This is a genomic window from Desulforamulus ruminis DSM 2154, assembly GCF_000215085.1.
Taxonomy (GTDB): Bacteria; Bacillota; Desulfotomaculia; order Desulfotomaculales; family Desulfotomaculaceae; genus Desulfotomaculum; species Desulfotomaculum ruminis.
In genome coordinates this window covers 2,136,905-2,152,203 of record NC_015589.1, presented here as the reverse complement: position 1 = coordinate 2,152,203, position 15,299 = coordinate 2,136,905, and the positions used below count along the sequence as shown (strand labels likewise).

13 protein-coding genes are annotated in these 15,299 nt (G+C 50.9%); 12 read left to right on the top strand and 1 reads right to left on the bottom strand.

Features of this window, described 5'->3' with window-relative positions; genetic code table 11:
• The first annotated feature begins 2 nt into the window (after nucleotides 1-2).
• Together DESRU_RS10825 and DESRU_RS10820 are read left to right on the top strand one after the other, a co-directional pair.
• Nucleotides 3-1,289 carry a (Fe-S)-binding protein gene (locus DESRU_RS10825; RefSeq protein ID WP_013842148.1) on the top strand — a complete coding sequence of 429 codons (1,287 nt, stop codon included), beginning with the start codon at nucleotides 3-5 and terminating at the stop codon, nucleotides 1,287-1,289.
• A gap of 119 nt (nucleotides 1,290-1,408) precedes the next feature.
• Entirely contained in the window at nucleotides 1,409-2,323 is a 915-nt protein-coding gene (locus DESRU_RS10820; RefSeq protein ID WP_013842147.1) for a DMT family transporter, read from the top strand.
• A gap of 145 nt (nucleotides 2,324-2,468) precedes the next feature.
• On the opposite strand, the gene DESRU_RS19875 is transcribed toward DESRU_RS10820, so the two are convergent.
• Entirely contained in the window at nucleotides 2,469-2,864 is a 396-nt protein-coding gene (locus tag DESRU_RS19875; RefSeq protein ID WP_013842146.1) for a helix-turn-helix domain-containing protein, read from the bottom strand.
• 330 nt (nucleotides 2,865-3,194) lie between these two features.
• On the opposite strand from DESRU_RS19875, the gene DESRU_RS10810 reads away from it, so the two are divergent.
• The 10 genes from DESRU_RS10810 to DESRU_RS10765 all read left to right on the top strand — a co-directional run bounded on the left by DESRU_RS10810 (nucleotide 3,195) and on the right by DESRU_RS10765 (nucleotide 15,257).
• Complete coding sequence (locus DESRU_RS10810) at nucleotides 3,195-3,407, top strand: helix-turn-helix domain-containing protein (protein WP_013842145.1); 213 nt, start codon at nucleotides 3,195-3,197, stop codon at nucleotides 3,405-3,407.
• 181 nt (nucleotides 3,408-3,588) lie between these two features.
• A complete protein-coding gene (locus DESRU_RS10805) occupies nucleotides 3,589-5,148 on the top strand; it encodes a methyl-accepting chemotaxis protein (protein WP_238446275.1) in 1,560 nt (519 codons plus the stop codon).
• Between the two features lie 303 nt (nucleotides 5,149-5,451).
• Nucleotides 5,452-8,034: a cation-translocating P-type ATPase gene (locus tag DESRU_RS10800; protein ID WP_013842143.1), complete on the top strand. Its 2,583-nt coding sequence runs from the start codon at nucleotides 5,452-5,454 to the stop codon at nucleotides 8,032-8,034.
• A 31-nt stretch (nucleotides 8,035-8,065) separates the two neighbouring features.
• On the top strand, nucleotides 8,066-9,163 hold the full coding sequence (locus tag DESRU_RS10795; RefSeq protein WP_013842142.1) for a DUF2157 domain-containing protein: 1,098 nt from the start codon (nucleotides 8,066-8,068) through the stop codon (nucleotides 9,161-9,163).
• Complete coding sequence (locus tag DESRU_RS10790) at nucleotides 9,153-9,665, top strand: GDYXXLXY domain-containing protein (protein ID WP_013842141.1); 513 nt, start codon at nucleotides 9,153-9,155, stop codon at nucleotides 9,663-9,665. The genes DESRU_RS10795 and DESRU_RS10790 overlap by 11 nt, the downstream gene beginning before the upstream one ends.
• A gap of 38 nt (nucleotides 9,666-9,703) precedes the next feature.
• Nucleotides 9,704-10,318: a DUF2238 domain-containing protein gene (locus tag DESRU_RS10785; RefSeq protein WP_013842140.1), complete on the top strand. Its 615-nt coding sequence runs from the start codon at nucleotides 9,704-9,706 to the stop codon at nucleotides 10,316-10,318.
• Nucleotides 10,319-10,552: 234 nt separating this feature from the next.
• Entirely contained in the window at nucleotides 10,553-11,095 is a 543-nt protein-coding gene (locus DESRU_RS10780) for a helix-turn-helix domain-containing protein (protein ID WP_013842139.1), read from the top strand.
• 43 nt (nucleotides 11,096-11,138) lie between these two features.
• Nucleotides 11,139-13,181 carry a hydantoinase/oxoprolinase family protein gene (locus tag DESRU_RS10775; protein ID WP_013842138.1) on the top strand — a complete coding sequence of 681 codons (2,043 nt, stop codon included), beginning with the start codon at nucleotides 11,139-11,141 and terminating at the stop codon, nucleotides 13,179-13,181.
• 2 nt (nucleotides 13,182-13,183) lie between these two features.
• Complete coding sequence (locus tag DESRU_RS10770; protein ID WP_013842137.1) at nucleotides 13,184-14,953, top strand: hydantoinase B/oxoprolinase family protein; 1,770 nt, start codon at nucleotides 13,184-13,186, stop codon at nucleotides 14,951-14,953.
• A complete protein-coding gene (locus DESRU_RS10765; RefSeq protein WP_013842136.1) occupies nucleotides 14,934-15,257 on the top strand; it encodes a cupin domain-containing protein in 324 nt (107 codons plus the stop codon). Before DESRU_RS10770 ends, DESRU_RS10765 begins: the two co-directional genes overlap by 20 nt.
• Nucleotides 15,258-15,299 lie beyond the last annotated feature (42 nt).

Genomic DNA, 15,299 nt, shown 5'->3' with positions numbered 1-15,299 from the left:
GTATGCAGCAGATAAAACAGGAAGGTTGCAACCTTGAAGCAGAAATGATTAAATGTATCCGCTGTGGGGCCTGCCAGGCCGTCTGCCCCATCTTTAAGGAGATTGGGGTGGAATCCTATACCGCCCGGGGAAAAGTACGGCTGCTGAGGGCGGTTCAGGAAGGGCTGCTGCCGGTGAACCAGGAAATTGAGCGTTTACTTTCCCACTGTCTTTTGTGTAGCGCCTGTGTCAATAGCTGTCCCGCCGGGGTGAAAACCAATGAAATTGTAGAGGCCGGCCGGACCCTGGTGGTCAACCGGCGGGGTCTGCCGCTGTTAAAGCGAGTGATCTTTAATCTAGGGCTGAAGAACCGGAAGATTTTTAATTCCTTCATGGCCCTGCTGCCGGGCCTGCAGCGTTTTTGCTTTCGCAGGGTGCCGGGAGTTGGGGGAATGCTGCCCCGTTATCCCCTGGGCTTGGATCAGCGCAGGCTGCTGCACCCGGTGGCGTCCCGCTCTTTCCGCAATGGATGCCTGGAACGGGTGCGGGCTGAAAAGCCCCGCCAGGGAAAGGTGGCCTTGTTTACCGGGTGCATGGCCAATTTCCTTTATCCTGAAACCGCCGAAGCCGCGGTAAAGGTATTAACCGCCAACGGTTTGGATGTGATCATTCCCCGCAACCAGCATTGCTGCGGAACCCCTGCCCGGGTCTCCGGGGACCGGGCCGCAGCCAAGGAAATGGCCCGGATCAATGTGGACGAATTTGCTTCCCTGCCGGAACCGGTGGACGCCATCATCGTGCTCTGCGGTTCCTGCGGCACCGCTTTAAAAAAGGAGATACCGGTTCTGTTGGCCGGAGACCCTGTTTATGAGGCCAAAGCCCGGGCCATGGCGGATCAAGTGCGGGATATTGCCGAATTTATTGTGACCCTGCCTAGTTGGCGGCAGCCTATTCAACGGCCCCTTAAAGGCCGGGTGACCTATCATGATCCCTGCCATCTAGGAAGGGGGCAGGGGATCACCGCCCAGCCCCGGGAGATCCTCCGGGCCATACCGGGCCTGGAGTACGTTGAACTTCCCCGGTCCCAGGCCTGCTGCGGCTGTGCCGGGACCTTCAGTGCTTCTCATTACGATCTTTCCCTGCAGATCACCCAGCGGAAGATGGCCGATATTGAAAGCGTGGGCGCCGAATGGGTTGCCACCGGCTGTTCCGCCTGCCGTATGCAGATGGAGGACGGCCTCAACCAGGCCGGCCGCAAAGTAAAAGTCCGTCATACCATTGAATTGCTCTGGGAGTCCTACCGCCAATAGCCGGCATATATTCCGGCAGGGGATTCTTTTTGAGCAGCCCCTCACCGGGTTTGGAGAGGGCTGGCATTTGGGTTTGATTATTAATAGACATTTACCAAAGGGAGTAAGGAGTTTATCAAATGGCAAAACACCGGGTTTGGCTGCTGCTGGTACTGTGCAATTTATTTTGGGCGGGCAATTATGTGTTTGGCAAATATGTTATTGCCGAGATGACGCCCCTCTGGATTACCTTTTCCCGCTGGCTGTTAGCCTCTTTGCTGCTGCTGCCGACGGCTTTTTGGCTGGAAAAGCCGGAGTTGAAAATAGTGAGAAAGAGCTGGCCCGCTCTGACGGCCATGGCGGTGCTGGGCATTATCGGATACAACTTGGTGCTTTATTCCGCCCTTGCCTATACTTCAGCCACCAACGCGGCCCTGGTCAGCGCTTTAAACCCCGGTGTTATCGTGTTGTTTTCGGTCTTTCTGCTGGGGGAGAAAATTTCGGGAATTCAGACCTCCGGAGTGCTGGTTTCCCTCATCGGAGCTTTAGTCATTTTAACCCAGGGCCGCCTGAGTCAAGTCCTGTATACCGAATATAACCAAGGGGATTTGCTGATGCTGGCCGCCGTTGTGATCTGGACCTTGTATTCCATCGTCGGCAAGCGTCTTACCGCCGTCCCGCCCATCACAGCCACGGCGGTATCCGCTTTAATCGCCACGCTGCTGATGGTTCCCTTTGCCCTGGCCCAAGGCATTGATACGCAAAAAATCGGCCCCTTGGCTGTAACGGGGATTTTATATATGGTCATTTTTCCCTCGTTATTTTCCTATGTTTTCTGGAATATGTCCGTTCGTGCCATTGGAGCCAGCCAAGCCGGAATCTTCTTAAACCTGATTCCTTTTTTCACCGCCATTATCAGCGGGGTGCTTGGTGAAAAGATTACGACCGCCCAGATCGGCGGCGGCCTGTTGGTCTTTACCGGCGTATATTTGACCACCGGCATGCTGGATCGAAGATTAACCAGGGAGAAGCGGCAGGGGGTAATACGATCATGACCGGGATCACAGCGCAAATTATATTATAGAAGAAATCCGGTAGATCAAAGCTTGTTGAAAAACAAGGAGCCGGGCAAATGGCCCGGCTCCTTAATGGTTGACACAAGCTGTATGATAAATAAGTTTATCAAGATAACGTAAAAAATTAAGCCCCTTCATTGGCCCTGCCGGTGGATTCCTTTCCGTTGGACGACAGTGTCTGACTATAAAGCAACCCTTCAATAAAGCCTTCTACTTTAATTTGATCCCGGGGAGCTAGTTGGTGGAATTTTGCCAGCAATTCCAAATCCCTTGGAGAAATTTCTTTTCCGCAGCTCTGGGAAAATAAATCCGTATTTTGTAACATTTCTCCCGTAAGAATCCAATCCACTGATACATTAAAAAATCTTGACAAAAGTAGTAAAGCCTCCGCTCCGGGCTTGGCCCTGCCCCTTTCCCAATCCCCTACGTTACCTCGCGATACCTTAATTTTATCCGCCAGTTCTTCCTGACTAATCTTAACCAGGTTCCTCAATTCTTTAATTCTCGCCCCAATATTCAATAAAAATCTCCTTTCCGCATATGTTTTCACATCAAGAAGGTTTTTGCACGAAAAATAAAACATTTTGTTGACTATACACTTATATACGTGTAATCTTATTTTTAAATGGACTGTTTTTTAGATAAACTATTTTATCATTGAAAGAATTCTAGCATACATTATTTCCAAAAATACAACAAAGCGAAACGAAAACTGAAGAGTAAAACCACAGAAAGGGCGTAGCTTAGGGGAAAGAAACGAACCGGTAATCCATTTATCAGTTTCTTAAAATTCATTGGGATGGTGACATCCTTTAATGATCCAAAGCGCTGTAGGAAAGGAGGAGCGCCCTTGCAAAAAAGGAAACTGACCCAGGTTGGCATCATCATCAGGAAGCGGCTGATTGAAGTCGGGAAAACTCAGGTGCAACTGGCCAAAGAGATCGGCACCAGTAAAATCTATCTGAACCATATTCTACACGGCGAAAGGTCCGGGAAAAAGTATCTGGCCAAAATATTTTCCATCCTGGGAATCGACCCGGACAGTGTCAAACGAACGGCATAGAAAAAATACGGAATGCAAGACCTGGCAGGACGGTGGACAAGGGTACGAAAGGGGCGGCCCCGCAACCGAAAGGAAAGTCTAAAAACATTCCCCTCCATTATAATCATGCATACTGACTCGGCGCAGTTGCCGTAAAAGTTTTAGCAGGGCTATAAAAATAATGGAAGGAAGGAACAACCTATTGAAAAAGATTTCAACCAAAATTTGGGCAGGGTTTATATCGATTATTTTGCTGATGTCGGTGATCGTCGGTTTTACCTACTACCAGATCGGGCAATTGGTTGAACAAACCGTGCATCTTTCAGAACGGGATATTCCATTGACCAATGCTTCTCAAGAACTGGCCTTTAATTATGTCCGTCAGGCCTCCGGGGTTCGAGGATACCTGGCAACGGGGGATGAAATTTTTTTACAGGAATATCAGGATGCCCAAAAAAAGGCCAATGAGCACCTGGCTTACCTGGACAAACAGATTGTATCAAAAGAGCAGCGAGAGCTTTTCGAACAGGTTAAACAAGCCCTGGGGGAGTTTGAGCAATACCCGCCGGTGGTCTTTTCTCTTTATGAGACAGAAGGTCCGGAGTATGCTGCCACCTATATGCAAATATCGGGCACCCCTGCCAATGATCGGGCCATTGAAGCAATCAAAAAATTTACCGCTTATCAGGAACAGCAAATGCAACGGGATGGGAGCAACATAAAAAACAAAGAAACTCACATCAGCAGCATCCTGCTGACCATGCTGCTGCTGGGGCTGCTGTTGGGACTGGGCCTCGCCTACTTTATTGCCAAACCCATTACCAGAGCCCTGGAGAAGGTGAACAAGGTTTCCTCCCGGTATGCGCAAGGGGATTTTTCCGAAGGCATTGAAATCAAGTCGGCGGACGAATTGGGCCAATTAGCCAAGGCCCTAAATAAAATGCAGCAAGCCTTTAAAGAGATCATTTTAAAGCTGCAAAGTTCCTCGGTTCATTTGAACCAATCAGCCAGACAACTGGCCGCACAGGCCCAGCAAACTTCGGCGGGATCGGCGGAAACCGCCGCTACGGTGGTGGAGATTGCTTCTACCATGGAACAAGTAACCAATAATGCCCAGGAAGTAGCGACGCTATCGGAAAAAGTCTCCCGGGAGGCCGAGGAGGGTTTCCAGGGAGTTAAGCAGATCACCAGTCAGATGGAATTAATCTCTTCTTCCAGCGGGGATGCCTCCAGAGTGGTGGAGGAATTAACCAACACCTTAAACCGGGTCAACCAAATTGTCGATTTGATTACCAACATCGCGGATCAAACCAATTTATTGGCCCTGAATGCGGCCATTGAAGCGGCGCGGGCCGGAGATCACGGCCGCGGCTTTGCCGTTGTGGCGGAAGAAGTCCGCAAACTGGCCGAGCAATCCGCGGACGCGGCCAAGGACATTAACCTCTTAATCTCCCAGGTGCAGGTTGAATCCCAAAAAGCGGTGGAAGCGATGACTGAAGGAAACAAACAGGTCCAAGAGGGAAATTCCGTGGTAGAAGAAGTGGGTATCCACTTCAATGGAATTATTCGTTCTGTGGAAGGACTGGCGGGACAAATTCAAAATGTTGCCTCGGCGTCACAGCAGGTTTCCGCCGGGGTGCAAAATGTCTCCGCCACAGCCGAAGAACAAACGGCGGCCATGGAGGAAGTGGCCTCGGCCACAGAACAGCTTAATAAAATGGCCGATGATTTAAATGAGATGGTAGATAAATTTAAAGTATAAAAGATTAGCCATATCTGAGCCAGAACGGTGAGATAATAAACCGGAATTCCCATGAAGGAGTTCCGGTTTATTATTTAATATTGTTGTCATTATTTACTATACTTTTTTATGATAGAATAGTGAAAAGTTATCCCATATTCAAGAATGGATTTTTTTAATAAATAAATCGTAAGGGGGGGAGAACCATGGTTAAAAATAAAGAAGATCCAGTAAAATATATTGTATTGTGAAAATACCCGGAAGGCTAAATGCATAAGATTTGACAGGCATGGTTGACAAATTTTATAAAAGGTGGGATTGCTGTTGGAACAAAAAGGATGGCATATTCTCTCAACCCGAGAAGTACTGGATAGCTTGCAAAGCGGAACAGAGGGATTAACCAACGCCGAGGCTGAACGCCGGTTGGTACAGAACGGTCCCAACAAGCTGGAGGAAGGAAAAAGGAAAACACTGTTCTCTATATTCCTAACTCAGTTTGCGGATCTCATGATCTGGGTGCTTATCGCCGCTGCGGCCATATCCGGCGTTCTTGGCGAATGGGTGGATTCTGCCATTATTGCGGTAGTGATTCTTTTAAACGCCATTCTGGGCACCATTCAGGAAAGCAAGGCTGAAGCGGCTCTGGAAGCTTTGAAACAAATGGCGGCTCCTACCGCCCGGGTACTGCGTGACGGCGCGGTGGCCAAGGTTGCGGCTGCGGACCTGGTGGTAGGGGATGTGGTCCTGCTGGAAGCGGGAGACAGCATTCCTGCCGACCTTCGGTTGATTGAAAGCGCCTCCCTGAAGGTAGAAGAATCGGCGCTCACCGGGGAATCGGTTCCGGTGGAAAAAATCAGCGACTCCTTGGATGATCCTGAGGCTGCCTTAGGAGACCGGTTAAACATGACGCACATGGGCACCAACGTTACCTATGGGCGAGGCAGCGGCGTAGTGATTGCCACCGGCATGAATACGCAAATGGGAGCCATTGCCGGACAATTGGCCTCCACCCGGAAAGAAATCACTCCTTTGCAAAGAAAACTGAATCAAATTTCCAACGTGATTTCAGTGGGTGTCATTTGTATTGCGGCGGTGATTTTTGGTATAGGCCTCTTAGGCGGCAGAGAACCGCTGGAGATGTTCCTTACGGCGGTGTCTCTTGCCGTGGCGGCCATTCCGGAAGGGATGGTGGCGGTGGTTACCATTGTGCTGGCCATGGGCATGTCCCGTATGGCCGGACGGGGAGCCATTATCCGTCGTCTGCCTGCGGTGGAGACCCTGGGTTCCACACAGGTTATCTGTTCTGATAAGACCGGGACCCTTACCCAAAATCGCATGACCGTTAAGAAAATTTGGAGTGAAGATACGGAACTGTTATGTGACGCCATGGGACACTGCAACGACTCGAAACTGGATGAAAACAACAAACCCCTGGGCGACCCCACCGAGACGGCTTTAATTGATTACATCCTTAAGGAACAGCATTGGAGCGCCGAAGAGGTCCGGTTACGCAAGCGCATGGGAGAAATTCCCTTTGACTCCGAGCGGAAGCTTTCAACGGTGGCGGTGGAACATCCCTCCGGAGAGGGAATGCGCATCTTTGTCAAAGGAGCGCCGGATGTTTTGCTTAACCGCTGTGTGCAGGAACATCGTTCCGGCGGCGGTGCGGTTCCTTTGGATGCTGAAAGACGCCTGGAAATCGAAAAGGTCAACGAAGAGATGGCCAAACAAGCCCTGCGGGTATTGGCTTTTGCCTATAAAGACGCTCCAGCGGCGGACTTTACGGATGCCGGGGCGGTGGAGAGCCAGTTAACCTTTTGCGGGCTGGCAGGCATGATTGACCCCTCCCGTCCGGAGGCCCGGGAGGCCATCGACGTTTGCCGCCATGCGGGGATTCTTCCGGTGATGATTACCGGCGACCATAAGATTACCGCCGTGGCCATTGCCGAGGACTTAGGCATTTTGTCCGATGGACGAAAAGCCCTTTTAGGTGCGGAATTGGAGAAAATGTCCGAGGAGGATTTGGACCGGCAGGTGGACCGGATCGGCGTGTATGCCCGGGTAGCACCGGAGCATAAAACCCGCATTGTGGCGGCATGGCAGAAACGCGGCCAAGTGGTGGCCATGACCGGAGACGGCGTGAACGATGCTCCGGCCCTTAAAGCCGCCGACATCGGCGTAGGCATGGGCATCACCGGCACCGACGTATCCAAGGGGGCCTCCGACATGGTGCTTACCGACGATAATTTTGCCACTATTGTGACGGCGGTAAAGGAAGGGCGGCGCATTTTCAACAACATCCATAAAACCGTGCGCTTTTTGCTTTCCTGCAACGCCGGCGAGGTTTTGGCCATTTTAACCGCCACCATGGCTGGATGGCACTTGCTGGCGCCCATACACATTTTATGGATTAACCTGGTGACCGATGCTTTTCCGGCCCTGGCCCTGGGGGTTGAACCGGCGGAAAAGGATATTATGGACAGAAAGCCCCGGGACAGCAAACTGCCCTTCTTTACCGGACGTGACTGGCGCTCCATTGTGATTGTAGGCGCTGCGGAAGCCATTCTAACTCTTGCCGCCTACGTTCTGGGGGGCAAAGGCATTGTGGGCACCACCATGGCATTTCTGACGCTGTCCTTGGCGCAGCTCTTTGCCTGCATCGGATTCCAAAGCGAACGGCACAGTATTTTTTCCATTAAAGTGAAAGAACATCCCATGTTATGGCTGGCCTTTTTTGGCTCTGCCATGCTGCAAATCATGGTCATGATTATTCCACCTGTGCGCAATCTGTTTGGATTGGTTCCCCTGGATGCCGTCCAGTGGCTGACCATTCTGGGGCTTTGCCTGGTCATGCTGGGCTTTATTGAAGTCCAAAAATGGATTGCCCGGTTGCGCCATAGCAACTAAAAGAAAAATTGACTGAAGGGCGTTGAAAAGATTGAAAAGGCAATTGACCAGAGAGCAATTGCAATTCCTGGACCGGGAATTGCAATACCAGCAGGAAAGGGGCGTTATTTCAGAAGAGCAAAAACTTCAGATGCTGACCGATTACGAAACAAAGCAGGGGCTTAGTTTTATCCGGATCATGCTGACCATCGGAGCCCTGCTGGTTGGCCTCGGGATATTGTCCTTCATTGCATCCAACTGGGCCGAACTAGGTAAGGCTGCCAAATTATCCATTATTTTGGCAGTCTTCCTGGGGGCCATGCTGGCTAGTTATCAAATATCCGGCCCTTATCCCAAAACAAGCAAAAGCCTTTTGTACATCGGGGTGTTAACCTATGGGGCCGGCATCTTCCTAATTGGGCAGATGTTTAACTTCGGCGGCCATTTTACCGGCGCGTTTTTACTGTGGGCACTGGGAGCTTTCCCCATAGCGGCTTTGTTCAGGGATAAGCTGGTCTATCTTTTTACCTGTGTGCTGGTCATCATCTATGTCAGCGGTTATTTTGCCCTGGATGGATACCCTTATATGATCCTGGCCTTGATCCCGGCGCTTTATTACTGCAACCGGTATTTGGACCATTCCCGGATGATCCTGTTCTTTATTAACCTGATTACCTTGGATGCGGTGCTGCTTTTAACCCATGTCTTGGATATGGACCAGTTTTATATTGGTCTGCTGTTCTTCGGCCTGGGGCTGGCCCTGTATTACTTGCCTCTAAAAATGAATACGGCGGTCTACCGCCTCCAGGGCACTCTCGTGATGGGGGTGGCAGGCTTGTTTCTTACACTGCCGGAAATGTGGCGGGGGCCTCTTTATCCCGGCCTGCAGCTCGACCTCGCCGCAGGCCGTCTTGCCAGCAGTGTTTTTGCAGTGGCCCTGATGATCTACCTGTTATACCTGACCCGGAAGGAAAACTTGACGGCACTAGTTTTCATCTGTGCCATCATCTTCCGTTATTACGTCGATACCTTCATTGACTTTATGCCCAAATCCGCTTTCTTTATCTTAGGCGGCCTGCTGCTTTTAGGCTTTGGTTACTATTTTGAACGGTTGAGAAGAAAGAAGGGGGGACTGGGCGTTGGACAATAAACGGAAATATTTCATTGCCTCACTGATACCGATCCTGATCCTGCTGGGCCTCTGCATCAAGCCCCTGGCCACCTTGTGGTTGGGCCAGGAGATCCTATTGCAGACAGCGCCCTATGATCCCCGGGATTTGCTGCGGGGAGACCATGTGGTATTGAATTACCAAATCTCGGATATTCCGGTGTCCAGATTCCCCGCTGAGTTTCAAAAAGATTCCTTTCAGAACAAGGACCTTTATGTGGTTTTGAAAAAGACCGGGAACCATTACGATGTGGACAGCATACAGATAAAGGAGCCGGAAACAGGGTATTATCTCAAGGGTAAAATCCAATATATCACCAAGAATCAAGAGGGTCAGGACGTGGCTCATGTTGACTACAGCCTGGATAAATTCTTTGTGCCCGAAAACACCGGAACGGAACTGGAGGAAAAATCCCGGCAGGGAGAGCTAACCGCCCGGGTGAAGGTATTCAAGGGCTATGCCTATCTGATTCAGGTTGAATAAAAAAGGTTTTCCTCGGACCCCTTTGAAGGGAGAAAAAAATGAACAGGAAGTTTTTAGTTTTCCTACTTTTCCTGGTCTTTATGGTTTTTATCTGGTCCGGCATTTATCCCAGAGACCGGTTTACCTGGTTTTTGGAGGTCCTGCCGGTCCTGATCGGTTTAAGTATCCTGGCAGCCACCTACCGCAGATTTAAATTTACCGGTCTGATTTATCTATTCATTGCCGCCCATATGATTCTCCTGATGGTGGGAGGGCATTACACCTATGCCCAGGTGCCCCTTTTTAACTGGATTAGGGATACCTTTGATTTAACCCGCAATCACTACGACCGGGTAGGGCATTTTGCCCAGGGCTTTGTGCCGGCGTTAATCGCCCGGGAGATTCTCCTGCGGCTTTCTCCTTTTAGAAAAGGCCCGGGACTCTTTTTTATGGTGCTCAGTATTTGTCTTTCCGTCAGTGCTTTTTACGAGTTGCTTGAGTGGTGGGTGGCAGTGGCTACAGGGACTGCTGCCGAAGCTTTTCTGGGCACCCAGGGAGATGTTTGGGACACCCAGTGGGATATGTTTTTAGCCCTTTGCGGGGCGGTTGCAGCCTTAACCCTTTTCAGCAAACTACATGATTGGCATCTTGATCGCATAAAGATAAAGGATTGAACTTTTTTTGTAAGATGTGGACACATCCCGGAATTTACATCCGGGATGTGTTTTTTTGTAGGATAGTGTCGATAAATTGGAGGTTGTGACAAAAAAGAATACAAAATACAATTCTGAAATTGTTACCATAGGACTAGAAAATTTTCACATATAGTGTAAAATTATTTAGTAATACGGTAATTTGTCCAGCGTTTAGACAAAATGACATCTTTGACAGGGGGCAATAATCAGAAAATGGATCAGATTTGTGAGAAAATCCAGATGTTAAGGAATCAGCAGAATTTAACCTTGAAGGAATTAAGCGTAAAGACTGGATTATCCGTTAGTTTTCTCTCCCAGGTAGAACGAGGAACCTCTTCCTTGGCCATTACCTCCTTAAAGAAAATCGCCGACGCTTTTAACGTACCCATCACCACCTTTTTTGAAAGTTACCAGAACCATACCTTTGTGGTTAAAGCTCAGGAACAGCAACCCTTTAAAATTGAAGGCTGCCGTTCGGAATATGTCCGCCTGGCCGGCGATTTTACAGAGAAGAAATTAGAGCCCATGCTGGTAATCCTGCCGCCGGGGAAACAGTACGATACGGTTTTTAATCATCCCGGCGAAGAATTTAACTACGTTCTGGAAGGAGCGGTTATTTTTAATATTGACGGCAAAGAATATTTGATTCAAAAGGGAGATTCCATTCACTATCCATCCAGTTTACCTCATTTTTGGGTTAATCCCCTGGAACATAACTCAAAAATTATCAGCGTACTGACACCATTAATTTTCTGAAAAGATCTGCGCATAATTTTCTAACAAAGAAAGGTGGGTAACGATGCGGGTAGCAACTGATATCGGCGGAACATTCACGGATCTGGTTGCTGTTGATGAACAGGGCAGAATCAGGATTGCCAAAAGCCACACCACACCTCCCCGTTTTGAACAGGGGGTCCTCCATGTGGTTCAGGACAGCGGCGTTGATCCGGAAGGGATGGAAGCCTTTATCCATGGCACAACAGTGATCATTAATGCCCTTACGGAGCGGAAAGGAGCAAAAACCGGGTTAATCACAACCAAGGGATTTCGGGATGTTTTAGAACTGGGCCGAGGCAACCGGCCGGATCTTTACAACCTTCGCTATGAAAAGCCCAGGCCCTTTGTGCCCCGTTATTTGCGGCAGGAAGTGGAGGAGAGGCTTAATTACAAGGGGGAAGTACTGACTCCTTTGAACAAAGAACAGGTGAAGCAGGCGGTGGAGTACTTTAAAAAGGAAAAGGTGGAGGCCATTGCCGTAACCTATCTGCATGCCTACGCCAACCCTGCTCATGAGCAGCAAACCGTGGAGATCATTAAGGAACTCTGGCCGGAAGTGGCCGTAACGGCTTCCTGTGAGGTGACCAAGGAGTGGCGCGAGTACGAGCGTACCAGCACCTGTGTGCTGAATTCCTACGTTAAACCCGTTGCTTCATCCTATATTGACCGTCTGGAAGCAAAGCTTGCGGAAACCGGCGCCCAGGGCAAAAAGTATATCATGCAGTCCAACGGCGGCACCACCACCTTTGCTCAATCCAAGAAAACTCCCATCAATATGGTGGAATCCGGCCCGGTGGCGGGGGTTTTTGGGGCGGCGGTGCTGGGACAACTGCTGGGAGAAAAAAATATCATTGCCTTTGATATTGGCGGCACCACGGCTAAATGCTCACTAATTGACAAGGGTGAAGTAAAGGTCACCACCGATTATAAGATTGAAAAAACCGATCGTACCGCCGGTTATCCCATTAAAGTTCCGGTGGTGGATATTGTGGAAATCGGCAACGGAGGCGGTTCCATTGCCTGGATTGACGATGCCGGCTCCCTTCGGGTGGGACCCCAGTCCGCCGGCGCTTTGCCGGGACCGGTAGCCTACGGCCGGGGCGGCAGCGAGCCTACCACCACCGATGCCAGTTTACTGACCGGCCGGCTGTCGGCAAAGAATTTTGATAATGAGGTCAACCTGGAGGAAGTGAGCCGGGCGGTTTACGAGAAGGTGGCCCGGCATTTTAAGATTCCCGTTGACGAAGCGGCCTTGGGCATCATTCGTATTGCCAACGCCAACATGCTTAATGCCCTGAAACTGATCTCCGTAAGAAAGGGTTACGACCCCCGGGAATTTACCCTGGTTGCCTTTGGCGGAGGCGGCCCCATGCACGCAGCGGCCCTGGCCAGGGAACTGGGAGTAGGCAAGGTGATCATTCCGGTGGCGGCTTCGGTATTTTCCGCCTGGGGCATGTTAATGACCGATCTGCGCAGCGATTATATTCAAACCCATATTCGCAGGGTTCAGGACTTGGATCTGAAGGAACTGAATGAAGAATGGCGGAAGATGGAAGCCCGGGCCCTGGCTGAATATCAGGCCCAGGAGATGGAGCAAGAGAAGATTGTTTTCTCAAAATTTGTGGACATGCGCTACCTGGGCCAGGAACATACCGTAAAGGTGCCGGTTCCGGACCGGGAATGGGACCAGGAGACGATACAGGAAATGGTGCGGCGCTTCCACGAACTGCACCAGCATTACTACACCTTTAAACTGGAAGGGGCGCAAACCCAAATTGTGAACCTGCACCTGGTAGCCTTTGGCCGGGTGCAGAAGCCGGAATTTTATAAGCTGCAAAATACCGCGGGCACGGCGGCGGAGGCGCTGCTGGAAACCCGCCCGGTGCTTTATGAGGGAGCCGGTTGGCTGGAGACAAGGGTTTACGACCGGGACAAGCTGGCTGCCAATATAACCCTTGAAGGACCGGCCATTGTGGAGGAGCCCTCCGCTTCCACGGTGATTTATCCGGGACAAACCTTAACCGTGGACCTCTACGGCAATTTAATCATTGGAACGGGGGTGTAATTATGAGTCAAACCGTAAATGAACCCATTGACACCTTTGCGCTGGATATTGTCAAGGACTCGCTGATTGCCATCGGCGAAGAAATGTTTTACGCCTTGGCCCGCACCTCCATGAGTCCCATTATTTATGAAGTATTGGACTATGCCAGCGGACTGACGGACGTTAAGGGGCAACTGCTGACCCAGGGCAACGGGGCCACCGGCTTTATCGGGCTGCTGACCTTTATGGTCAAAGAGACCATTGCCAAGTTTGGTCCGGAAGGGCTCAAACCCGGAGATATTATCATCATTAATGATCCCTATGTGGGGGGCGGGTCCCACCTTTCGGACGTGGGTCTGGTATTGCCCATATTCTATCAGGGGGAACTGGTGGCTTTTTCGGCTAATAAAGCCCACTGGACCGAGGTGGGGGGCAAGGACCCCGGTTCCTGGACCACCGATTCCACCGAGATTTTCCAGGAAGGCCTGCAATTCCCCTGCGTCAAGATTTACGATGAGGGCAGATTGAACCAGGCCCTGGTGGATATTATCGCGGCCAATGTACGCTTCCCGGATCTCTCCCTGGGGGACATGTGGGCCCAGATTGCCGGACTGCGCACCGGTGAAAGACGTTTTATCGAGCTTTGCGATAAATACGGCAAGGAGATGGTCATGGCTTCCATTGATCGCCTGCTGGATAACGGCGAGAAAATGACCCGCAAACAACTGGCCCAACTGCCCAAAGGGACCTATGAGGTGGTTGACTATATTGACGACGACGGCCTGGGCAACGGACCGTTAAAAGTCCAGGTCAAGGTTACCATTACCGACGAAAAATTTATTTGTGATTTTCGCGGCAGTCACCCCCAGGTGCTGGGACCGGTCAACTGCTCCTATGCCGCCCTGGTTTCCGCCGTACGGATTGTTTTTATGGCCATTACCAATCCTTCCCAGGATGTCAATGACGGCATTTTCCGTCCCCTGGAGGTTATTTCCGATCAAGGGTCCATTTTTTCCTGCCAGCGGCCGGCGGCAGTCTCTACCTATTGGGAGACCATGCTGTACGGTGCGGACTTAATCTGGCAGGCCCTGGCGCCGGTGCTGCCGCACCGGCTCACCGCAGGTCACCTGCTTTCGGTATGCGGGCTGGTGCTTTCGGGTACACACCCGGATACCCGGGACCCCTTCTTAATTGTGGAGCCCACTGCCGGCGGTTGGGGTGCCGGTCAGGGCAAGGACGGAGAGGCCGGTCAGTTTTGTTTGGGTGACGGCGAAACCTTTAACGTGCCCGTGGAAGTGGCCGAAACCAGCTACGGCGTCATGGTGGACGAATACAGCTTCCGGGCCGACGGGGCCGGGGCGGGAGAATACCGGGGGGGCTCCGGATGCATCCGCGCTTACCGGGCTTTAACGGACAATCAGTTTATTACGGCTACCTTTGGACGGCATAAATACCTGCCCTGGGGCTTTAACGGGGGAAAAGCGGGATCGGAGAATTCCTTCAGCATTATCAAAGCCGGCGGCGAAAAGGCCGGTCCCTTTGGCAAATACGCCCGCTTTCCGCTCCATAAAAACGATGTGGCCCGGCTGGTAACCGCCACCGGCGGCGGCTACGGGGATCCCTTCCAACGACCGGCCGAAAAGGTGGCCCTGGATGTAAAAAATGAGTTTATTACCCTGGAGCAGGCCAAAGAGGACTACGGTGTTTTGCTCCATCCCGAAACCTTGGAGATAGAAGGATTTACCGAAGAGAGACAGCAAAAGGAGAAAAACCGTGGAAATTGTAACCATTAAAGACGCAGCGGCGGAAACAGGCCTAAATACCGACGCCATTCTCAAGACTTTATTTAAACAGCAAGAGGGAACAAAATTTGGCACCGTGGTGATTCCGCCCGGTGTCAGAATTCCCCGGGAGGGAACCGGCGTCCACGGTTCCGATGAATATTCCTTGGTACTAAAAGGTACTGTTACGGTGATGAGCGGCGGCAAAGAATATCAGGTAACCAGCGGCCAGGCAACCTTGATTCCCGCGGGGGAAGCACACTGGAGCATGAATCGGGGCAGTGAAGATTGCGAGATCGTATGGGTGCTGATATAGGGTAAGTTCTATCTTTGTAACCGGATTGTGATTATTTGGGAA

Bases quoted from the DNA above. Each gene is read 5' to 3' on its own strand.
- DESRU_RS10825 (WP_013842148.1), top strand. From the start codon at position 3: ATGCAGCAGATAAAACAGGAAGGTTGCAACCTTGAAGCAGAAATGATT.
- DESRU_RS10820 (WP_013842147.1), top strand. From the start codon at position 1,409: ATGGCAAAACACCGGGTTTGGCTGCTGCTGGTACTGTGCAATTTATTT.
- DESRU_RS10785 (WP_013842140.1), top strand. From the start codon at position 9,704: ATGAACAGGAAGTTTTTAGTTTTCCTACTTTTCCTGGTCTTTATGGTT.
- DESRU_RS10780 (WP_013842139.1), top strand. From the start codon at position 10,553: ATGGATCAGATTTGTGAGAAAATCCAGATGTTAAGGAATCAGCAGAAT.
- DESRU_RS10775 (WP_013842138.1), top strand. From the start codon at position 11,139: ATGCGGGTAGCAACTGATATCGGCGGAACATTCACGGATCTGGTTGCT.
- DESRU_RS10770 (WP_013842137.1), top strand. From the start codon at position 13,184: ATGAGTCAAACCGTAAATGAACCCATTGACACCTTTGCGCTGGATATT.